Annotated in this window: 17 protein-coding genes; 3 read left to right on the forward strand and 14 right to left on the reverse strand. The window is 67.4% G+C overall.

Going from position 1 to position 18586, the window contains the following annotated elements:
- Window positions 1-8 precede the first annotated feature (8 nt).
- Together C7402_RS01660 and C7402_RS01665 are read left to right on the forward strand one after the other, a co-directional pair.
- Window positions 9-137 (forward strand): MFS transporter small subunit, encoded by a 129-nt coding sequence (locus C7402_RS01660; protein WP_112170140.1) that lies wholly within the window; start codon window positions 9-11, stop codon window positions 135-137.
- A gap of 157 nt (window positions 138-294) precedes the next feature.
- Entirely contained in the window at window positions 295-1683 is a 1389-nt protein-coding gene (locus C7402_RS01665; protein ID WP_116609414.1) for an HdeD family acid-resistance protein, read from the forward strand.
- Window positions 1684-1699: 16 nt separating this feature from the next.
- Here the strand turns inward: C7402_RS01665 and C7402_RS01670 are convergent, their stop codons facing one another.
- From C7402_RS01670 to C7402_RS47560, 14 genes are all read right to left on the reverse strand, one after another.
- Window positions 1700-2722, reverse strand: coding sequence for an XdhC family protein (locus C7402_RS01670; protein ID WP_112170141.1), 1023 nt, complete (start codon window positions 2720-2722; stop codon window positions 1700-1702).
- Window positions 2695-3288, reverse strand: a complete 594-nt coding sequence (locus tag C7402_RS01675; protein ID WP_116609415.1) for an SRPBCC family protein — start codon at window positions 3286-3288, stop codon at window positions 2695-2697. The genes C7402_RS01670 and C7402_RS01675 overlap by 28 nt, the downstream gene beginning before the upstream one ends.
- Window positions 3279-4589 (reverse strand): vWA domain-containing protein, encoded by a 1311-nt coding sequence (locus tag C7402_RS01680; protein ID WP_116609416.1) that lies wholly within the window; start codon window positions 4587-4589, stop codon window positions 3279-3281. Before C7402_RS01680 ends, C7402_RS01675 begins: the two co-directional genes overlap by 10 nt.
- A gap of 5 nt (window positions 4590-4594) precedes the next feature.
- Window positions 4595-5482 carry an AAA family ATPase gene (locus C7402_RS01685; protein WP_112170144.1) on the reverse strand — a complete coding sequence of 296 codons (888 nt, stop codon included), beginning with the start codon at window positions 5480-5482 and terminating at the stop codon, window positions 4595-4597.
- An 83-nt stretch (window positions 5483-5565) separates the two neighbouring features.
- Entirely contained in the window at window positions 5566-6363 is a 798-nt protein-coding gene (locus C7402_RS01690) for an FAD binding domain-containing protein (protein ID WP_112170145.1), read from the reverse strand.
- A 13-nt stretch (window positions 6364-6376) separates the two neighbouring features.
- Window positions 6377-8767, reverse strand: coding sequence for a xanthine dehydrogenase family protein molybdopterin-binding subunit (locus tag C7402_RS01695; protein ID WP_116609417.1), 2391 nt, complete (start codon window positions 8765-8767; stop codon window positions 6377-6379).
- A 14-nt stretch (window positions 8768-8781) separates the two neighbouring features.
- On the reverse strand, window positions 8782-9270 hold the full coding sequence (locus tag C7402_RS01700) for a (2Fe-2S)-binding protein (RefSeq protein WP_112170147.1): 489 nt from the start codon (window positions 9268-9270) through the stop codon (window positions 8782-8784).
- Between the two features lie 461 nt (window positions 9271-9731).
- Window positions 9732-11153 carry a branched-chain amino acid transporter BcaP gene (bcaP, locus tag C7402_RS01705; protein ID WP_112170148.1) on the reverse strand — a complete coding sequence of 474 codons (1422 nt, stop codon included), beginning with the start codon at window positions 11151-11153 and terminating at the stop codon, window positions 9732-9734.
- 298 nt (window positions 11154-11451) lie between these two features.
- Complete coding sequence (gene rqpR, locus C7402_RS01710) at window positions 11452-12108, reverse strand: response regulator transcription factor RqpR (RefSeq protein ID WP_112170149.1); 657 nt, start codon at window positions 12106-12108, stop codon at window positions 11452-11454.
- Window positions 12105-13151, reverse strand: a complete 1047-nt coding sequence (locus C7402_RS01715; protein WP_116609418.1) for a sensor histidine kinase — start codon at window positions 13149-13151, stop codon at window positions 12105-12107. The genes rqpR and C7402_RS01715 overlap by 4 nt, the downstream gene beginning before the upstream one ends.
- Before the next feature lie 403 nt (window positions 13152-13554).
- Window positions 13555-14325 (reverse strand): ferredoxin--NADP reductase, encoded by a 771-nt coding sequence (locus C7402_RS01720; RefSeq protein ID WP_112170151.1) that lies wholly within the window; start codon window positions 14323-14325, stop codon window positions 13555-13557.
- A gap of 623 nt (window positions 14326-14948) precedes the next feature.
- On the reverse strand, window positions 14949-15593 hold the full coding sequence (locus C7402_RS01725; RefSeq protein ID WP_112170152.1) for a LysE family translocator: 645 nt from the start codon (window positions 15591-15593) through the stop codon (window positions 14949-14951).
- Between the two features lie 142 nt (window positions 15594-15735).
- On the reverse strand, window positions 15736-16536 hold the full coding sequence (locus tag C7402_RS01730; protein ID WP_112170153.1) for an endonuclease/exonuclease/phosphatase family protein: 801 nt from the start codon (window positions 16534-16536) through the stop codon (window positions 15736-15738).
- A 32-nt stretch (window positions 16537-16568) separates the two neighbouring features.
- Entirely contained in the window at window positions 16569-17048 is a 480-nt protein-coding gene (locus tag C7402_RS47560; RefSeq protein WP_425273762.1) for a hypothetical protein, read from the reverse strand.
- 546 nt (window positions 17049-17594) lie between these two features.
- On the opposite strand from C7402_RS47560, the gene C7402_RS01740 reads away from it, so the two are divergent.
- Window positions 17595-18374, forward strand: a complete 780-nt coding sequence (locus tag C7402_RS01740) for an FkbM family methyltransferase (RefSeq protein ID WP_165841762.1) — start codon at window positions 17595-17597, stop codon at window positions 18372-18374.
- Window positions 18375-18586: the final 212 nt, after the last annotated feature.

An 18586-nucleotide genomic window follows, 5' to 3' on the forward strand; every position in this document is an offset into this window, starting at 1 on the left:
AACGCATCATGTCTAACCAGGCAGCGACGAAATCGTCGAACAAGACGCTCTTGGCGATCTTCTGGCTCTACGTGCTGGTGCCGCTCGTGTGGGGCGTGACCAATACGCTCGCGCAGGCCATGAAGCTGTTCGGCTGACAACACCTTAACCATGCGCCTCATGCTGCGGGCCGCCGACGGGAGTCGCGGCCCGCGGCGCTTTTGGGGGTTCGCAAAGCGCCCGGACAAATTCCGGGCACAGCTTCGCCGCAGCGCAGTACGATGCTTTTTTCGTACGATGTTCCGGAGACGGCCGATGGTGCGGCTCATGATGATCCTGCTGGGCGTGGAGTATCTGCGCGCGCGCTGGCGCGGCGTGATGGTCGCGGGCGTGGTGAGCGTGCTCGTGGGCGCGGCGCTATTTATCGACGCGCTGGACGGCGTGCTGTATTTCCCCATCGCGCCGTTCGCCTGGCTGCTGCTGCTCGAAGGCCTCGCCACCCTGGCGGTGGCGTGGACGGGCATGGGCGGTCAGCGCACGCTGCGCTACGTGAAGGGCGTTGGTTTTTGCATCACGGCGGCGCTCGTGCTTTCGGGCTTCCGTCACGCCTCGTTCATCCTGTCGATGGTGTTCGCCACGCTCTTTCTCGCCGACGGCCTCTTGCAGATCGCCTCGGCGTGGGTCGTGCGCTATCGCACCTGGCGGCTCGCCGTGGCGGGCGGCGTGTTGCAGATCGCCATCGCGATCTTTCTCTACCAGCCCTATCCTACGCACTACAAGGGTACCGTGCCCTATTGCCTCGGGCTCGTGCTGATGTTCGCGGGCTGGAATCTGCTGCTGCTCGCGTATCGCGCGCGCCGTCTCGCCGTCAATCCGGCGGTGACGCAGGGCGGCGCGGCGGCGCTCATCGCGAGTGCGGTGGGCGCGGCCCAGGGCAAGGCGGCGAAGCTCGCGCAAACCGTGTTCGACGGACCGCCCGCGCCGCACGAGCGCGCGATCACGGTGCACGTGTGGACGCCGGTGGGCAGTTCGAGGGCCGAGGCGCGGCGCCAGCCGATCATCGACCGGTATATTGCCGCCGTGGATCGCGACGGCGTGATCTCCACGGGCCACGCCGCGCTCGAATCGCCCGAGCGCGTGTACATCAGCCTGTATCCGGCGGTGGAAATCGATCGGAATCCCGACGAATTCGCGCGCACGCTGCGGGCGACGCGCGAAAACGACGTGCCGGGCCTGTTCCAGCCCGACTACGCGACGGAGTCGAAGGCATGGTGCGCGTCCACGCGCCAGGTGCGCATTCGCAACTACGATCCGCTGCGGCTGGACAGCTTCTGGCAGCGCTATCGCGAGGATACGACCTACAACCTCACGCACCGCAACTGTTCGAGCACGGTTTCGCACGCGCTGGAGGCGGCGCTCGAAGGCGCGACGCCGCGCGTGTGGGGCCACGGCTGGCTCGCGTTCGTGCGCATGCTCTCGACGCCGGAGCTATGGGTGGCCGCGCAACTGCGCAAGCGCGGGCAGACCATGGCGTGGACGCCGGGGCTCACGCTCGACTATGCGCGCGCGCTGAGCATGCTGGCGGACCCGCGGCCCACGGGCTGGGCGCGCATGCTGCGCGTGCTGCGGGTGCGCATGCTAAGACGCGAGCGGCGGCGCGAACGCGAGCGCGCCCACCGCGGCGAGGGCTCGCCGCACGCGTGAAGCACCGGGTGTGCCCTCACACGTCGCAGGTCGAGCCCGCGCCCGCCGCCTGCTCGCGCGCGGCCTTGGCGCCTTCGACCTGGAGGATGGTGGGCAGCGACACGCCGTTCTTCGCCGCCGTCACTTCCGCGAGAATCGACACCGCGATCTCGGGCGGCGTGCGGCTGCCGATATAGATTCCCACCGGCCCGTGCAGCCGCGCGAGCTCGGCCTCGCTCAAGTCGAACTCCTTGAGACGCTCGCGCCGCGCCGCGTTGTTGCGCCGCGAGCCCAGCGCGCCCACGTAGAACGCGCGCGTTTTGAGCGCTTCCATGAGTGCGAGGTCGTCGAGCTTGGGGTCGTGCGTGAGCGCGATCACGGCGCAGCGCTCGTCGAGCTTCATGTCGAGCACGGTGTCGTCGGGCATGGTGCGCACGAGCGTCGTGCCGGGCACGTCCCACGTGTCGGTGTATTCCTCGCGCGGGTCGCACACGGTCACCTGGTAGTCGAGCCCCGCCGCGATCTGGCACAGGTAGCGCGAGAGCTGCCCCGCGCCGATCACCAGCATGCGGTAACGCGGGCCGTGGATCGTGAGCAGGCGCGCGTCGTCGAAGTCCACGCCGTCGGTCGCGTTCGCGGGGCCGAGCGTGGCCTTGCCCGTGGCCATGTCGAGTGTGCGCGCAACGAGTTCGCCGCGCTCGACGCTCGCGAGCAGCGCGCCGATGTTCGAAGCCTCGCTGAGCGGTTCTAGCACGAGCTGGATCGTGCCGCCGCATGGCAGTCCGAAACGATGCGCTTCTTCCGCCGTGATGCCGTATTTCACGGCTTCCGGTTTGGCGATCGTCACGCCTTCGCGGCGCACGCGGTCGATGAGATCGTCCTCGATGCAGCCGCCCGAAACGGAGCCGACCACGAGGCCGTCGTCGCGCACCACGAGCATCGCGCCCTCGGGGCGCGGCGACGAACCCCATGTCTTCACTACCGTGACGAGCATCGCGCGGTGGCCCGCTGCGAGCCAGCGCACGCTCGACTTCAGAACTTCGAGATCCACGCTGTCCATGATCGTTTCCTCTTTTGCTGATCTTCCGCGCCTTCACCTTCGCCTTCGCCTTCGCTCGCGGCTTGCGTGTCCGCCTCGGCGTTCGCTGCGCCCGCGTCCTCTTGCGCCGGCTCCTGCGCGGCGCCCCCGCCCAACTGCTCGCCGAAGCGCTTGAAGAACTCGGCGGCGATCTTGCGCGCCGCGCCGTCCACGAGGCGCGAGCCGATCTGCGCAAGCTTGCCGCCCACCTGCGCGTTGGCCGTGTAAGTGAGCGTGGTCGATTCGTCGCCGGCGGGTTCGAGCTTCACGTGCGCGTCGCCCTTGCCGAAACCGGCCGCGCCCCCCTGACCTTCGAAGACGATCGTGTAGCTGTTCGGGGCGTCGATATCGGCGAGCTGCATGCGGCCCTTGAAGCGCGCCTTCACCGGGCCTACGGAGGCGGTGAGCGCGACAGCATACGCGTTCTTGCCGTCGGCTTCGATGCTTTCGCAGCCCGGTATGCAGGCCTTGAGGATGGCCGTGTCGTTGAGCGCCTCCCAGGCGCGTTGCTGCGGCACCGGCAGCGTGTGGCTTTCGGTCAGCTCCATCGTGTGGCTCCTTGTGCCGGGCGCCCGGGCGGCGTGTGCAATGCGCGCGATGCTTGCCGCGCCGCGGGCGCATGCGCAATCGGCGTGGCTTCGCACAGGCTGCGCGCGAACGCTTCCAGGCTGTCGAGATTGTGGACGGGGTAATGCGCGTCGACGTGCGGCAGCATTGCCTGCACGCCGCGCGCCTTGGGCGCGAAATCGCGGTAACGCAAGAGCGGATTGAGCCAGACCACGCGGTGCGCGAAGCGGTGCAGGCGCGCCATTTCCTCGCCCAGCACACCGCAAGCGTCGTGGTCGAGCCCGTCGGTGACGACCAGCACGGTGGCGCGGCCGCCGAGCATGCGGCGCGCCCAGCGCCGGTTGAACTCCGCGAGCGTCGCGCCAATGCGCGTGCCGCCCGACCAGTCCGCGACCTGGGTGGCGAGCTGCGCGAGCGCGATGTCGGGGTCGCGTTCGCGCAATGCGCGCGTGGCGTGCGTCAGGCGCGTGCCGAACAGGAACACTTGCAGGCGCTCGCGCGATTGCAGCAGCGCGTGGCAGAAGTAGAGCACCGCGCGCGAATAACTGCTCATCGACCCGGAGATGTCGAGCAGCAGCACGAGCGGCAGCTTGCGCTCCACGGGCGCGCGATATTTCCACACGGTCCAGTCGCCGCCCGCGCGCACGGCGTGGCGGGCGCTTGCGCGCAGGTCGGCGTGCGTGCCGCGCGACGAGGCTTTCAGGCGGCGCGTGCGAACGGTGGCGAGCGGCAGGCGGCGCGCGCGGATCAGGTGGCGCAGCGCGCGCCATTCGTCGGCGGAAAGCGTGTCGAAGTCGCGCTGGCGCAGGCGTTCTTCGGCGCTGAAGGTGGCGTGCGCGCGCAACTCGTGTTCTTCGTGCGAGGGCGGCGGCTTTGCGCCGGGGCGAGTGGCGGGGCGCGCCGCGAGTGCATCGGCGAGGCGGTTGTTGCGGCGTGGCGGCGGCACGCCGCCTTGCACTTTCGGCAGCAGCAACGCGCGCAGCTTGCCTTCGAAATCGGGATCGCGCCAGAAGAGGGCGAAGGCCGCGTCGAAGATCTCGCGCTCGTCGGGCGCGCTCGTGAGGAGCGCGGCGAGCGCCGCATGCACGTCGTCGCGGCGGCCGAGGTCGATATGGCGCAGCGCTTCGATCGCGTCGACGGCGCGCGAGGGCGACAGCGGCAGGCCCGCGCCGCGCAGCACGCGCACGAAGTGCACGATGTTGCGCGCGAATGTGGGTGCGAGGGTGGGCGCGAGCGTGGGCACGCCCGTGGTCGATGTTGCGTGCGTCAAGGCGGCGGCCATCGTGCTCACTCCGCGAGCGCGAGCGTTTGGGCGATGCGTTGCGCGTCGAGCTGCGCGAGATCGTCCTGGTACTTCAGCAGCACGCCCAGCGTGTCCTGCACCGATTGCGGATCGAGCTCTGTCACCGCAAGCGCGGAAAGCGCGCGGCACCAGTCGATCGTCTCGGCAATGCCGGGCGCCTTGAAGAGATCCATCGTGCGCAACTGATGCACGAACGCCACCGCGCGCTGCTGCAATTGCGCGGCGGTTTCCGGCGCGCGCGCGGCCACGATTGCGAGTTCGCGCGCGCGGTCCGGGTAGCCGAGCCATTGATAGAGGCAGCGCCGCTTGAGTGCGTCGTGCACTTCGCGCGTGCGGTTCGAAGTAATGACGACGAGCGGCGGCGTACTCGCGCGCACGGTGCCGTACTCGGGTATCGACACCTGGAAGTCCGAAAGGAGTTCGAGCAGGAAGGCTTCGAACGGTTCGTCGGCGCGATCGATCTCGTCGATCAGCAGCACGCGGCGCGCGGACGGATTCTGCGCGTCGGGCTGCAAGGCCTGGAGCAGCGGGCGCTTGAGCAGGAATTCGTCGCGATACAGCGTGTCGTTGCGCGGCGTTTCACCGGCGGCCTCGGCAAGACGCAGCGCCATGATCTGGCGCGGATAGTCCCACTCGTAAAGCGCGCTCGCGGTGTCGAGCCCTTCGTAGCATTGCAGGCGCAACAGCGTCGTGCCGAGCATCGCGGCGGCGGCTTTTGCGAGTTCGGTCTTGCCCACGCCCGGCTCGCCTTCGAGAAACAAGGGGCGTTCCATGCGCAGCGCGAGAAAGAGCGCCGTGGCGAGCTCGCGGCTCGCGAAATAGCCGCGCGCTTCCAGTTGCGCGAGGGTGTCGTCGATCGAGGCGGATTGCATGAGTCTCTTTGCGAGCGCGGATCAAAGGCGGCCGGCACGCCCGCGTTTGCGTCAACGCGGGCGTGCCGGCCCTCGGGATGGCCTCAGCCGTTGGCCTTCGCCACCGCGCGCGCCGCGAGCACCGGGATCAGGTGCGCGCGATATTGCGCGCTCGCGTGCAGGTCGGTGTTGAGGTCGTCGGCGGGGATCGTCACCGCGCGTGCGGCTTCGGGCGCGAAGTTCGTCTTGAGCGCGCTTTCCAGCGCGCCCGCGCGGAACACCGAAGCCCCGGCGCCCGTGACCGCCACACGCACTTCACCCGCGAACTTCGCGACGAACACGCCCGTGAGCGCGAAGTGCGAGGCCGGATTGCGAAACTTCTCGTAGGCCGCGCGTTCGGGCACCTGGAATTCGACGGCCACGATCAGCTCGTCGGGTTCCAGCGCCGTCTCGTACATGCCGAGAAAGAAGTCGTCGGCCGCGATGCGCCGCCGGTCCGTCACCACCGTCGCGTTCAGCGCGAGCACCGCTGCCGGATAGTCGGCGGCGGGATCGTCGTTGGCGAGCGAGCCGCCCAGCGTGCCGAGCGCACGCACCTGGCGGTCGCCGATCATGCCCGCGAGGTCTGCGAGCGCGGGCAGCGTGTTGCGGATCTGCGCGTTTTCGGCGACGTCGGCATGGCACACGGCCGCGCCCACTTTCACGACTTTCGCGTCGACCTGGACCGCCTTCAGCTCGGGTATGCGCGTGACGTCCACGAGCGTGGAGGGCTGCGCGAGGCGCAGCTTCATCGCCGCGAGCAGGCTCTGGCCGCCGCCCAGGAACTTGGCGTCGGCGTCGGCCGCGAGTGTCTTCACGGCGCCTTGCGCGTCGCTTGCGCGCTGATAGTTGAATGCGTACATGGAGCGCCTCCGCTTAAGGGTGTGAAGAAGATTGCGCGGCCTGGATGGCCTGCCACACGCGGTGCGGCGTGGCGGGCATTTGCAGGTCCTTCACGCCGAGGGGAGCAAGCGCGTCCAGAATCGCGTTGATGACGGCGGGCGGCGAGCCGATCGCGCCCGCTTCGCCGCAGCCCTTCACGCCGAGCGGATTGTGCGTGCACGGCGTGCCTTTCGCGGTTTCCACCGTGAACGAAGGCACATCCGACGCATGCGGCATGGCGTAGTCCATATACGAGCCCGAGAGCAACTGGCCGCTCTCGTTGTCGTACACGCAGCGCTCCAGCATCGCCTGGCCGATGCCCTGACCCAGGCCGCCGTGCACCTGGCCTTCGACGATCATCGGGTTGATGACGTTGCCGAAATCGTCCACGGCGGTGAAGCGCTCGATGCGCGTTTCGCCGGTATCGGGATCGACTTCGACTTCGCAGAGATACGCGCCCGACGGATAGGTGAAGTTGGTCGGGTCGTAGAATGCGCTTTCGTCGAGGCCGGGTTCGAGCGTCTCCAGCGGATAGTTGTGCGGCACGTAGGCGGCGAGCGAGATTTCCGCGAAGGTCTTGGTGCGGTCGGTGCCGGCCACACGGAACACGCCGTCGGCGAACTCGATGTCCTCCACGCCCGCTTCGAGCATGTGCGCGGCGATCTTCTTCGCCTTCGCCTCGATCTTGTCGAGCGCCTTCATGATGGCCGAGCCGCCCACGGAGATCGAGCGCGAGCCATAGGTGCCCATGCCGAACGGAATGCGGCCCGTGTCGCCGTGCACGATCTCGATCTGCTCGATCGGCACGCCCAGGCGGTCGGCCACGACTTGCGCGAAGGTTGTCTCGTGCCCCTGGCCGTGGCTGTGCGAGCCCGTGAACACGGTGACGGAGCCGGTGGGGTTCACGCGGACCTCGCCGGCTTCGAAGAGGCCCGCTCGCGCGCCGAGCGCCCCCGCGATGTTCGAAGGCGCGAGACCGCATGCCTCGATGTAGCACGAGTAGCCGAGGCCGCGCAGCTTGCCCTGCGCCTTCGAGGCGTCGCGCCGCGTGGCGAAGCCCTTTACGTCCGCGAGTTCGAGTGCGCGCGAAAGGCACGCTTCGTAGTCGCCGGTGTCGTAGGTGAGGCCCACGGGCGTGGCGTACGGAAAGGTCGTGATGAAGTTGCGGCGGCGGATTTCGGCCGGATCGAGCTTCATTTCGCGCGCGGCCGTTTCCACCAGGCGTTCGACCACGTAGGTGGCCTCGGGCCGGCCCGCGCCGCGATACGCGTCCACGGGCACCGTGTTCGTGAACACGGCCTTCACCTCGGCGTAGATCGCGGGCGTGGTGTACTGGCCCGCGAGCAGCGTGGCGTAGAGGATGGTCGGCACGCTGGAGGCGAAGGTCGAGAGATACGCCCCCATGTTCGCCGTGGTGTGCACGCGCATGGCGAGGAACTTGCCGTCCTGGTCGAGCGCGAGTTCGGCTTTCGTCACATGGTCGCGGCCGTGCGCGTCGGAGATGAAGGACTCCGAACGTTCGGCCGTCCACTTCACCGGGCGGCGGATTTTCTTCGCGGCCCACGTGAGCGCGACATCTTCGGCGTACAGAAAGATCTTCGAGCCGAAGCCGCCGCCCACGTCGGGTGCTACGATGCGCAGCTTCGTTTCGGGCAGCCCGAGCACGAACGCGGCCATGAGCAGGCGCTCGACGTGCGGGTTCTGGTTCGCCACGTACACGGTGTAGCTGTCGTCGTGCGGCGAGTAGCTCGCGTTCACTGCGCGCGGCTCGATGGCGTTCGGCACGAGCCGGTTGTTGACGATGTCGAGCGTCGTCACGTGCGCGGCTTGCGCAAAGGCGGCGTCGGTCGCGGCCTTGTCGCCGTGGCCCCACGTGTAGCAGGTGTTGTCCGGCACGCTGTCGTGCACGAGCGGCTGGCCTGCGTCGGCGGCGTGCGCCGTGTCGACGGCGGCGGGCAGTTCCTCGTAATCGACTTCGACCAGCTCGGCGGCGTCCTTTGCGGCCTTGACCGAATCGGCGATCACGAGCGCAACCTGGTCGCCCACGTGCAGCGCCTTTTCATGCGCGATCACGGGATGCGGCGGCTCGTGCATGGGCGTGCCGTCGATGCTGTGGATCAGCCACCCGCACGGCAGGCCGCCCACGTTTTCGGCGGCGAGATCCGCGCCGGTGAACACGGCCACCACGCCGGGTGCGGCCTTCGCGGCGCTCGTGTCGATGCTTTTGATGCGCGCATGCGCGTGCGGCGAGCGCACGAACACGGCGTACGTTTGCGCGGGCAGGACGACGTCGTCGGTGTACTGGCCCGCGCCGGTGAGGAAGCGGAAATCTTCCTTGCGCTTCACCGGCGCGCCGATCATGCGATTGGGTTCGGGGGCGTTCATGGCGGGCTCCCGGATCACGCGGCAGTGGTCGTGCCGGCGCGCATTTCCTGCGCGCCCGCGACCACCGCCTTGACGATGTTGTGATAGCCCGTACAGCGGCAGAAGTTGCCGTCGAGGCCTTCGCGCACGTCGCTTTCCGTGAGGTCGGGCTTCGCGGCGGCGAGCGCGGTCGCGCACATCACCATGCCGGGCGTGCAGAAGCCGCATTGCAGGCCGTGGCATTCGCGAAACGCGGCCTGCATGGGATGCAGCGCGCCGTTTTTCGCGAGGCCTTCGATCGTCGTCACCTCCATGCCGTCGCACTGCACCACGAGCTGGTTGCACGACTTGATCGCGCGGCCGTTCAGGTGGACGGTGCAGGCCCCGCATTGCGCCGTGTCGCAGCCGACGTGCGTGCCGGTGAGACGCTGCTGTTCGCGCAGGAACTGGACGAGGAGCGTGTGAGGTTCGACCTCGGCGGTCACGGGCGAGCCGTTGACCGTGAGGCTAATACTGATCGCCATTGATTGTCTCCAATGTCGACCGGAGCCGGCGCTGCGTGTGACTCCGGTCCCATGCCGCGTGATGGGATAGAGACCTGCCTGGGCCCGCTTATCGCACTGAATCGACCGCCATAACCGCCCGCAATCCAACTCGCCCGTCCAACGCATTGCGCCTCATTGCGCGCGCAACGCATGGCGCCACGCAAACAACGCGAGGCGGGGCGGATCGAACAACTACGGGTGGAGCGGAATCTGGGTCCGGCTGGTGCCTTGCTGTTCAGTGAAGCCTGGGGGTGACGCCCGGACAGTAAAGCACAATTCGCCGGTTTTCGCTGCGCGGGGTTTTACCCTCCGGAAGGCTTGCGGTCCGCGATAAAAATGCGAAAAAAACGGCCCGCCTCGATGACTCGTGGCGGGCCGTTGCGTTGCAGTGCAGCGATTGTCAGCGCGCGATCGCACGCCGACGGTGGCGCGATGATCGCTCAGTGATCGTGATGCGCGTGCTCGTGCGGCGCGTGTGCGAGGCGCGAACGATGGCGCGAGTAGCCGAAGTAGACGATCAGGCCCAAACCGGTCCAGACGAGGAACGCGATCCACGTGAGCGCCTGGAGGTTGAACATGAGGAACAGGCACGAGGCCACCGCGAGAATCGGCACCACGGGCACGCCGGGGCAGCGGAACGCGCGCGGCAGGTGCGGGTGGGTCTTGCGCAGGACGAGCACGGCGATCGACACCATCGAGAACGCGGCGAGCGTGCCGATGTTGATCAGTTCGGCGAGCACGTTGAGCGGCACGAGCGCGCCGATCAGGCCGAAGAAGATGCCCACGAGCCAGGTCGTGAAGAACGGCGTGGCGAAACGCGGATGCACCTTCGAGAGCTTCGCGGGCAGGAGGCCGTCGCGCGACATCGCGTAGATGATGCGGGTCTGGCCATAGCTCATCACGAGGATCACGGTGAGCATGCCGAGCACGGCGCCCAGATCGATGAAGCCCGCGACCCAGTTTTCGCCCGCCACCTGAAGCGCGAACGAGACCGGGTGGCCGACGTGGGCGAAGCGCTGCGAGGGCACGATGCCGGTGACGACGGCCGCCACGGCGACGTAGAGCACCGCGCACACGGCAAGCGAAGCGATGATGCCCACGGGCAGGTCGCGCTTGGGGTTCTTCACTTCCTCGGCCGCGGAGGAAACCGAATCGAAGCCGATGAACGCGAAGAACATCACGGCCGCCGCGCCGAACACGCCGTTCCAGCCGTTGGGCATGAACGGGTGCCAGTTCGCGGGCGTGACGTGGAACGCGCCCACGGCGATCACGAGCAGCACCACGGTCACCTTGATGGCGACCATGATGTTGTTGATGCGGGTGGATTCGCGCACGCCCACCGAGAGCAGCGCGGTGATCGCCATCATCACGAGGAAGGCGGGCAGGTTGAAGAGCGTGTGCACGCCGGGCACGGCGCCGGGCGCGGCGGAAAGCGCGGCGGGCAGCGTGAGGCCGAAGCCCGAAAGCAGCGATTGCAGGTAGCCCGACCAGCCCACCGACACCGCCGAGGTGGCGAGCCCGTATTCGAGCATCAGGTCCCAGCCGATCACCCACGCGGCGAGTTCGCCGAGCGTGGCATACGAGTAGGTGTAGATCGAGCCCGCCACGGGAATGGTCGAGGCAAATTCGGCGTAGGCGAGCGCGGCGAAGCAGCAAGCGACGGCGGCGATCAGGAACGCGATCATGAGCGCGGGGCCGGCTTGCACGGCGCCCGTGCCGGTCAGCACGAAAATGCCGGTGCCGATGATCGCGCCGATCCCGAGAAAGGTGAGGTCGAGCGCGCCGAGCGCCTTTTTCAGGCCGGCGCCCTGGGCGCTCGCCTGCAACATGTGCTCGACGTTTTTCTTGCGAAAGAGGGACATTTGGCGGGGAACTCCACGTAAAACGCGCGAGAGCGGCAGCCGGCCTGGTGATTACCAACGCCTGCTTTCGCCGGCTTCGCGTGCCGGATGTCTGGGGGAAACCTTAAATTTTAGCGGATATGGCGTGTTTGCCGGCTTGAGCAGGGTCGCAAAGACGCCGATTGCGCGGGGGATTCCGCCGCAAACCGGGGGCGGCGCGCGCGATCCTTGCCAGGACCCGCGCGGACGGCGAAATTCATTTCCGGATCAACGGCTTATGGCGAGAAGGCCGCCTCGATGCCGCAGCGGCGCGCGCCGTTCAGACGCTGACGGTGGGCGAGAGGTCGACGAGCCGGTTGCTCATCACGTAGAAGGTCAGCTCGGCGTTGTTGCTGAGCTTCATTTTTTCGAGCAGGCGCGTGCGGTAGACGCTCACGGTTTTCACCGAAAGCGAGAGCGCGTGCGCGATATCGGTCAGGCGCTTGCCCGAGGCGAGCATGCACAGCGTCTGGTATTCGCGATCGGAGAGCTTTTCGTGCGGCAACTGCTCGCCGTCCACCAGCACGTAGTCCGCGAGGGCTTCGGCCATCGCCGGGCTCACGTACTTGCGGCCCGCGGCGACTTGCTGGATCGCGGCGATCATCTGCGCGGCGTCCACCGTCTTCGAAAGATAGCCCGCAGCGCCCGCCTTCAAGGCGCGCACGGCGTATTGATCCTCGCGATACATCGAAAACATAAGCACGGGCACGCGCGGGGCCTTCTTCTTCGCTCGCTTGAGCACTTCCACGCCGTTCATGTCGGGCAGCGAGATGTCGAGCAGCACGACGTCGCAAGCATGCTTCGCAATGGCGGCGAGCGCTTCGGCGCCCGTTTGCGCCTCGATCACTTCGCTCGCGACGCCGCGATCGAGCAGCAGCTGGCGGACGCCCTGGCGCACGACCGCATGGTCGTCGACGAGGAGGATGCGATAGGTCATGGGCGTGCGCCCTTTGCCACGATGATGGGCGAGGCGGGGGAGGCGAGCAGCGCGTCCCAGGCGAAGCGCGCGCGCACCGTCGTGCCGCGTGTCGCGGCGTGACCGGTTGCGTCGTGCGCTTGCGTGTGTGCTTGCGTGTGTGCTTCGGTGTGCGTTGCGTCGAGCGGGCTCGCGACGCCGCCGCTTGCCGTGCGCAGCGAGCCGCCGAAGGCGGCGCAGCGCTCGCGCATGCCGGCAAGACCGTAGCGGCCGCCGTGGCTGTTGTGCTTGCCGCCTTCACCATTGCCTTTGCCAGGGGCGCGGCGCGCGAGGCCGACACCGTCGTCGGCGACGGTGAGCGTGAGGTGGCGCGCGGTGCATTCCAGACGCACCTCGGCGCGCGTGGCTTGCGCGTGGCGCGCCACGTTCGCGAGCGCTTCCTGCGCCACGCGAAACACGGCGAGCGCGGCGTCGGCGGGCAGGCGCGCGAGGCGCGCGTCGTCGCTGGCGCCGGCAAAGCGCGCGGCGAGCCCGGTGCGCGCCGCAAAGCCGCGAATCCAGTTCGCGAGCGCGGGCGCGAGGCCCTCGTCGAGGTGCGGCGCGTGCAGGCCGTCGAGCACGTGGCGCATCGCGCCGGTGGCCGCTTCGAGCGAACGGGCGACGAGCGCGAGCGCCTCGGCGCATTGCGGCGGCGCGTTGGCGGGCAGCCAGGTGTGGACATTGGCGAGCGCGAAATGCGTGGCCGCGAGTTCGGCGCCAACGCTGTCGTGCAATTCGCGCGCGAGCCGGTTGCGCGCGGCTTCGTCGGCGTGGATGGAGCCGGAGGCGGGGCCGCCGGCGGGCGCACGTGTGGCGCGGTCTGCGCGCCGCGCCGCATTGCGCGCGGGTGCCGACGCGGCGATTTGCCGTTGCGCCGCCACGAGGCTTTCCAGCGCGGCCAGTGTGGCCGCTTCGGCGGCGGTGGACTGAGCGAGGTAGGCGAGACCGTCGGCGGCATGGGCGCCGCGCGGTGCAGCGGCACCCGGCGTGCAAGCGTTCGGTGCGGCGTATCTCGACGTGTCCATCGTTCTCCCGTTCAGGAACCGGTTTCGCTGTCAGCTTCGGACCGACACCGGACCTTTCCGGAGTCGCGGCTGACGGCACGGCGCAGCGTAACGAATTTTACATCCGGTAACAACCTGGCTCTGGCCCCGATGTCGTCCCGGCGTATCGATTGTTGCGCTGCGATAATATCTTAAAAAAAGAAAAACTTCAGCGTGGACAAGGCTTAGCGGTCAATCTTCAGGTGCAGCATGAAGTCGCGCGGCTTTGTCATGTAGGAAAAATACTGACAGGAAAGGTATCGACGTTGTGTGACAACTGTAACCACTCCGGGTCAGAAAAAATGGGGGCAATGCGCACTGCATGGACGAAAAAAAACCGGAGCATGAAGCTCCGGTTTTGCGTGTCGGGCGAGGCCGCGGCGCGTTAGCCGACGAACGCCTTTTCCACCACGAAGTGGCCCGGCTCGTTGTTGCTGCCTTCCTTGAGGCCGGCTTGTTCGAGCAGTGTGACGGTGTCGCGCAGCATGTGCGTGCTGCCGCACAGCATGATGCGGTCGCGCTCCGGCGTGAACGGCGGCAGGTCGAGGTCTTCGAACAGCTTCTTCGTGTCGATCAGCTCGGTGATACGGCCACGGTTGTCGAACACTTCGCGCGTGACGGTCGGGTAGTACACGAGCTTCTCGCGCACGATCTCGCCGAGGTACTCATGCTCGCGCAGTTCCTGGGTGATGAAGTCCTTATACGCGAGTTCGTCGACGAAACGGCAGGTGTGCGTGAGCACGATCTTGTCGAAGCGATCGTAAATGTCCGGGTCCTTGATGATCGACATGAAGGGCGCGAGGCCCGTGCCGGTCGAGAGCAGCCACAGGACCTTGCCGGGCAGCAGGTTGTCGGCCACCAGCGTGCCGACGGGCTTCTTGCCGATCAGAACCTTGTCGCCGATCTTCAGGTGTTGCAGGCGCGACGTGAGCGGGCCGTCCGGCACCTTGATGCTGAGAAACTCGAGATGTTCTTCGTAGTTCGCGCTCGCGAGCGAGTACGCGCGCATCAGCGGCTTGCCGTCCACTTCGAGGCCGACCATCGTGAACTGGCCGTTGTCGAAACGCAGGGCCTGGTCGCGCGTGCAGGTGAAGCTGAAAAGCGTGTCGGTCCAGTGATGGACGCTCAGAACGGTTTCTTCGGTGAATTTGCTCATGGTTCCTGAATTGCGAAACAAGGGCCGTCTGACTTCGGCGGTCCTGTCGGCCTGCTGTCCAGTACAGCGTAGCTTTGACGATATGCTCGGACCCGGCTGCCCGGCGCGACGCCGGAACAGGCAAGCCCATGGGGTGCCAGTGTTGCCTGTTCGCCCCGCTGCGAACGAAGCGCAATCCGCTATTTTACCGCGCTCGCGTCCCAAGATCCCGCCTGGGCCACGCGGCGCTGCAAAAGAGGATGGCTCGCTGCGGCGATGTGCTGGCGCCCGCACGGGACGGGCATGGCTGGCGTTGACAGCAAGGTGGCGGCCGGTAAGCCGCACCCGGCCTGGCGGGCCGGTCCGGATTCGGGCCCGGATCCGCAGGAGCGGATATTCGTCCCGTAACGCAGAGGCGCAGATGCGCCACACACACGACACGCGCCAAATGACGACGCGCGCGTGCGAATTTTCGGCTAGATGATACCCGAAGGTCTGAAGGCTCGCAGCATTGACCCTGGTGGCGGGGCAGTTTCGGAATGCGCTTTTGGGGGCCGGGTTCGGCAAAAACCGTCCCGAATCGTGCGAAATCGCGCCCGATCGCGCAAAACCGCCAGGTGCGGCGCTGTGCCGCGCCGCCGCCGCTAGCGGTCGGCCGCGAGTTTCACGCCCAGGCCGATCAGCGCGGCGCCGCAGAACGCGTCGATGGGGCGGCGCAGGCGCCGGTAGCCACGCTGGGTGCGGTCGTCGGCGAACAGGAAGGCGAGGCTGCAATGCCAGCCGAACGACATCGTGGCGACCGTGGCGAGCGCGACGCCGTAGAACCACAGCGGCGGGTGTGCGGGAAACACGGCGGCGAACACGCTGGTCCAGAACACGCACGACTTGGGGTTCGTCAGGCACGTGATGAGCCCCGCGCGCCAGGTGCGCACCCACGCGCGCCGGTCGGCGGGCAGGGGCGGCGCGGCGAGCGCTTGCGCCGCGGCGGCCAGCTCGCGGCGCACGCCCGAGCGTAGCAGCTTGAGACCGAACCAGACGAGATAGAGCGCACCCGCCACGCGCACGCCGTTGTAGAGCCAGCCGATGTGCTGGAGCACGGCGGCGAAGCCCAGCATGGCGAGCGCGGCCCACAGCGTGGAGCCGACGCCCACGCCCGCCGCCGAAGCCACGCCCAGCCCGCGCCGCCCCGCGAGCGAGAGCTGCGTCACCATGAAGAAGTTGGGGCCGGGGCTGATGAGCGCGAACAGATAGACGACTACGATCTGTAGCAGCGTGGCGAGGTAATGCATCTGAGGAGACCTGACGAATTGGGGGATGGTCGGCGCGGCGCGCGACGCGACATATTAGCGCGTGCCTGCGCGCGCCGCTCGCGGCGATCAGGGGAGTGTCGCGCGGATGCTTCGGCCGGGCGGCGTGCCGCCGCTCAATGCGTCAATCTTCGAGTCGCAGGCGCGCCATGTACGGCAGGTGGTCGGAAAGCCACGCCGTTTCCTGCGCGGGCTGGATCAGCTCGACGGGCTTGAGACCCCGCACGAACATCTTGTCGAGCGCGAGCGCCGGGGAGAAGGCCGGGAACGTGCGCGCGGGCTCGCCGAGCAGCGTCGCCACTTCTTGCAGCCCGTGCTCGGCAAAGAGCGGCACCGAGTCGTTGCGCCAGTCGTTGAAGTCGCCGGCCAGCACGAGCGGGCCTTGCGGGGCTTCCTTCACGATCCAGTGCGCGATCCAGTTCATCTGCCGCAGCCGCGCGCTGCGCGTGAGCGCGAGGTGCGCGCATAACAGCGTGACGGACTGCCCGGCGACGTTTGCGCGCGCAACGAGCAGCCCGCGCCGCTCGAAGCGGTGCGCGGAGATGTCCCAGCGTCCGCCCAGATCGAGCGGGTGCGGCGAGAGGATCGCATTGCCGTGCCGCCACGAGGGCTTGAACACGTTGGGTCCCAGGGCGATCTGGAGTTCGAGCGCGTTGGCGATTTCGGTGGCCTGGCAGTGCCAGACGTCTTCGAGCGGGTCGCCCAGCTGCGCGCCGAAGGCGGAGGCGAGCACCGGCCGCGGCAGGCGGCGCGCCATCGCTTCCTGGAGAAACCAGGCGTCGGCGTGGGTGGACTGGACCCAGCGCCGCATGGCCTGCCAGGCCTCGAAGCCGAGCGGCGAGCGGCCCTTGTGCAGGTTCCAGCTCACGGCGACGAAGTCTTTGCTCAATGACGTGTCGATGAGCGGTTGTTCTGGATTTCGCATGCGTTTGTCTAACGGATTGGGTCACAAGTCGATCATTGCCCGGCCGCCGGCGCGAGGCTTGCGCGCACCCGGTACGCAAGCGAAGGGTCCTTGTTGACGATCTGCCAGTTCACCGACTCGCCCTCGGGCACCACGAGCCCCGGATGGCTGGCGTTCACCTGACGCGGCTGCGGTGGAAGCTTGCAGCCTTCGGGCGTGGCGGGCGCCGTGTCGTTTTCGAGCGTTTCCTGGGTATCGATCGCGAGGATGATCTGGTTCGCCCGCACCTGCAACGGCGACACGGTGATCGTGCGCGACAGGTCGATGCTGCCCGCCGGCTGGTCCTTGCAGCCCACGTTGTGCGAGACGACCTTGTGGTGCGTATCGGTGCGCGCCTGGCCCACCGTCGTCGTGCCGTCGAACGAGTCGATTTGCTGGCCGTCGCGCAGCACCTCCAGCGTCCAGTGGACGGCGGCCTGCGTGACCGGCGCGGCCGTTGATGCGGCTGCGCCCGGCGGCGGCGGCACCGTCATGGGTGCCGTTGGCACGGGTTCCATCGCGGGCTGCGCCGCGGCGGGCCCCGATGCGGGCACAGCAGCCGGCTGCGCCGCGCCCGGCGCCTGCGCGCATGCGGCCGTCACCGCCAGGGCGGTGAACAGCGCAACGGCAAGGCAATGTTTCCACAACGACATATAGGCGGCTCCGTCCACAGGCGCCGCGCGAGGCGACGGCGTCGGCAACGCTACGGCGGGTAGGTTCTGACCATCGATCCTATACCGGGTTCGCAAACTCTGGACCGCAACGCACCTTCTCTGACATGGAGACGATACTGCGCCCTTCAACTGCCGCGTGTCGGGGCAGTCGTGAAGCGCGGCCGCATGGGCAGCCGTGGGTTCCGGACTGATCAGAGCGTTGTCTGCGGTCGGTCAGAGTCGGCCTGGCCGGCTTCGAATACAGTGACCTCCCTTCGGGCGTCTACTGTTCGAACGAAGCGAGGGTGATGGCCGGGCGTGCGCACGTCGCTTTTTTCGGGGCGCGCGCCGGTTGTCATGATAAGTGCCAGATCAACCGGAAATGACGTGAAAAAACTGAACAACGTGCTCGTGCCGACGCCGCATGGATTGATGGTGGTCAACCGGAACGAAGCGGCTTTCGCCTTCGGGACGGGCGTCGCGCTTCTGGAGGAGGGAGGCTACGACCCGCTCGAAATCGGACTCATGCGTGAGATCGTCGGGATTCTGCCGCCCGGGTGCGTGATACTCGACGTGGGCGCCAATATTGGTGTTCATACCCTTGAATTTGCCCGCGCGTGCGAGGCCAAGAGTGGCGTTGTCCACGCGTTCGAGCCGCAACGGATTCTGCATCAGATGCTCGCGGGCAACGTCGCCATCAACAATTACCAGAACGTTTATTGCCATCTTGCTGCCGCAGGGGCGCAACCGGGCAAGGTCAAGATGCCCCGGATCGACTACTCGATACCTTCGAGTTTCAGCGGCATCGAGCTTGGCGAAGGGCGTCAGCGCGAATTCATCGGACAAGCGCCTGAATGGAACGGCGCGGAGGAAACGGTGCCTGTCGTCAGCCTCGACAGTCTCGATCTGCCCCGCGTCGATTTCATGAAAATCGACGTGGAAGGCATGGAATGCGAGGTGCTCGCCGGGGCGCAAAAACTGATCGATAAATTTCATCCGCCGATCTATATCGAACACGCGAAGAGTGACCCGAAAGCGCTGGCTCAAGCCTTGTGGGAGCACGGTTACGAGATATTCGTCTTTAGCCACCTGGACTGGGTCGCCGTTCCCGAAGCGAACTCGCCAGTCCAGATCAATGGGCTGGAACGCCTCGCCAGATGGGATTGAGCGCACGCATGCACTGGGCGAAGGCGCTTCATCCACGTTGCTTTCCTCTCGGGTTGTTCGCCAGCGCGCGTTCGTTCGCATGAGCACCGTGAACGCGGGTTGGCGTGGCGTACAATTTTCCTCATGAGACGGCGCGCGACGCGCGCCGCCAATCCCATGGCAGAGAGGAGCGCGACGCGGCCGTCTTGACGCCCGCGCCGCGAAGGCGGGAC

It is taken from the genome of Paraburkholderia unamae (assembly GCF_003096875.1).
Lineage (GTDB): Bacteria > Pseudomonadota > Gammaproteobacteria > Burkholderiales > Burkholderiaceae > Paraburkholderia > Paraburkholderia unamae.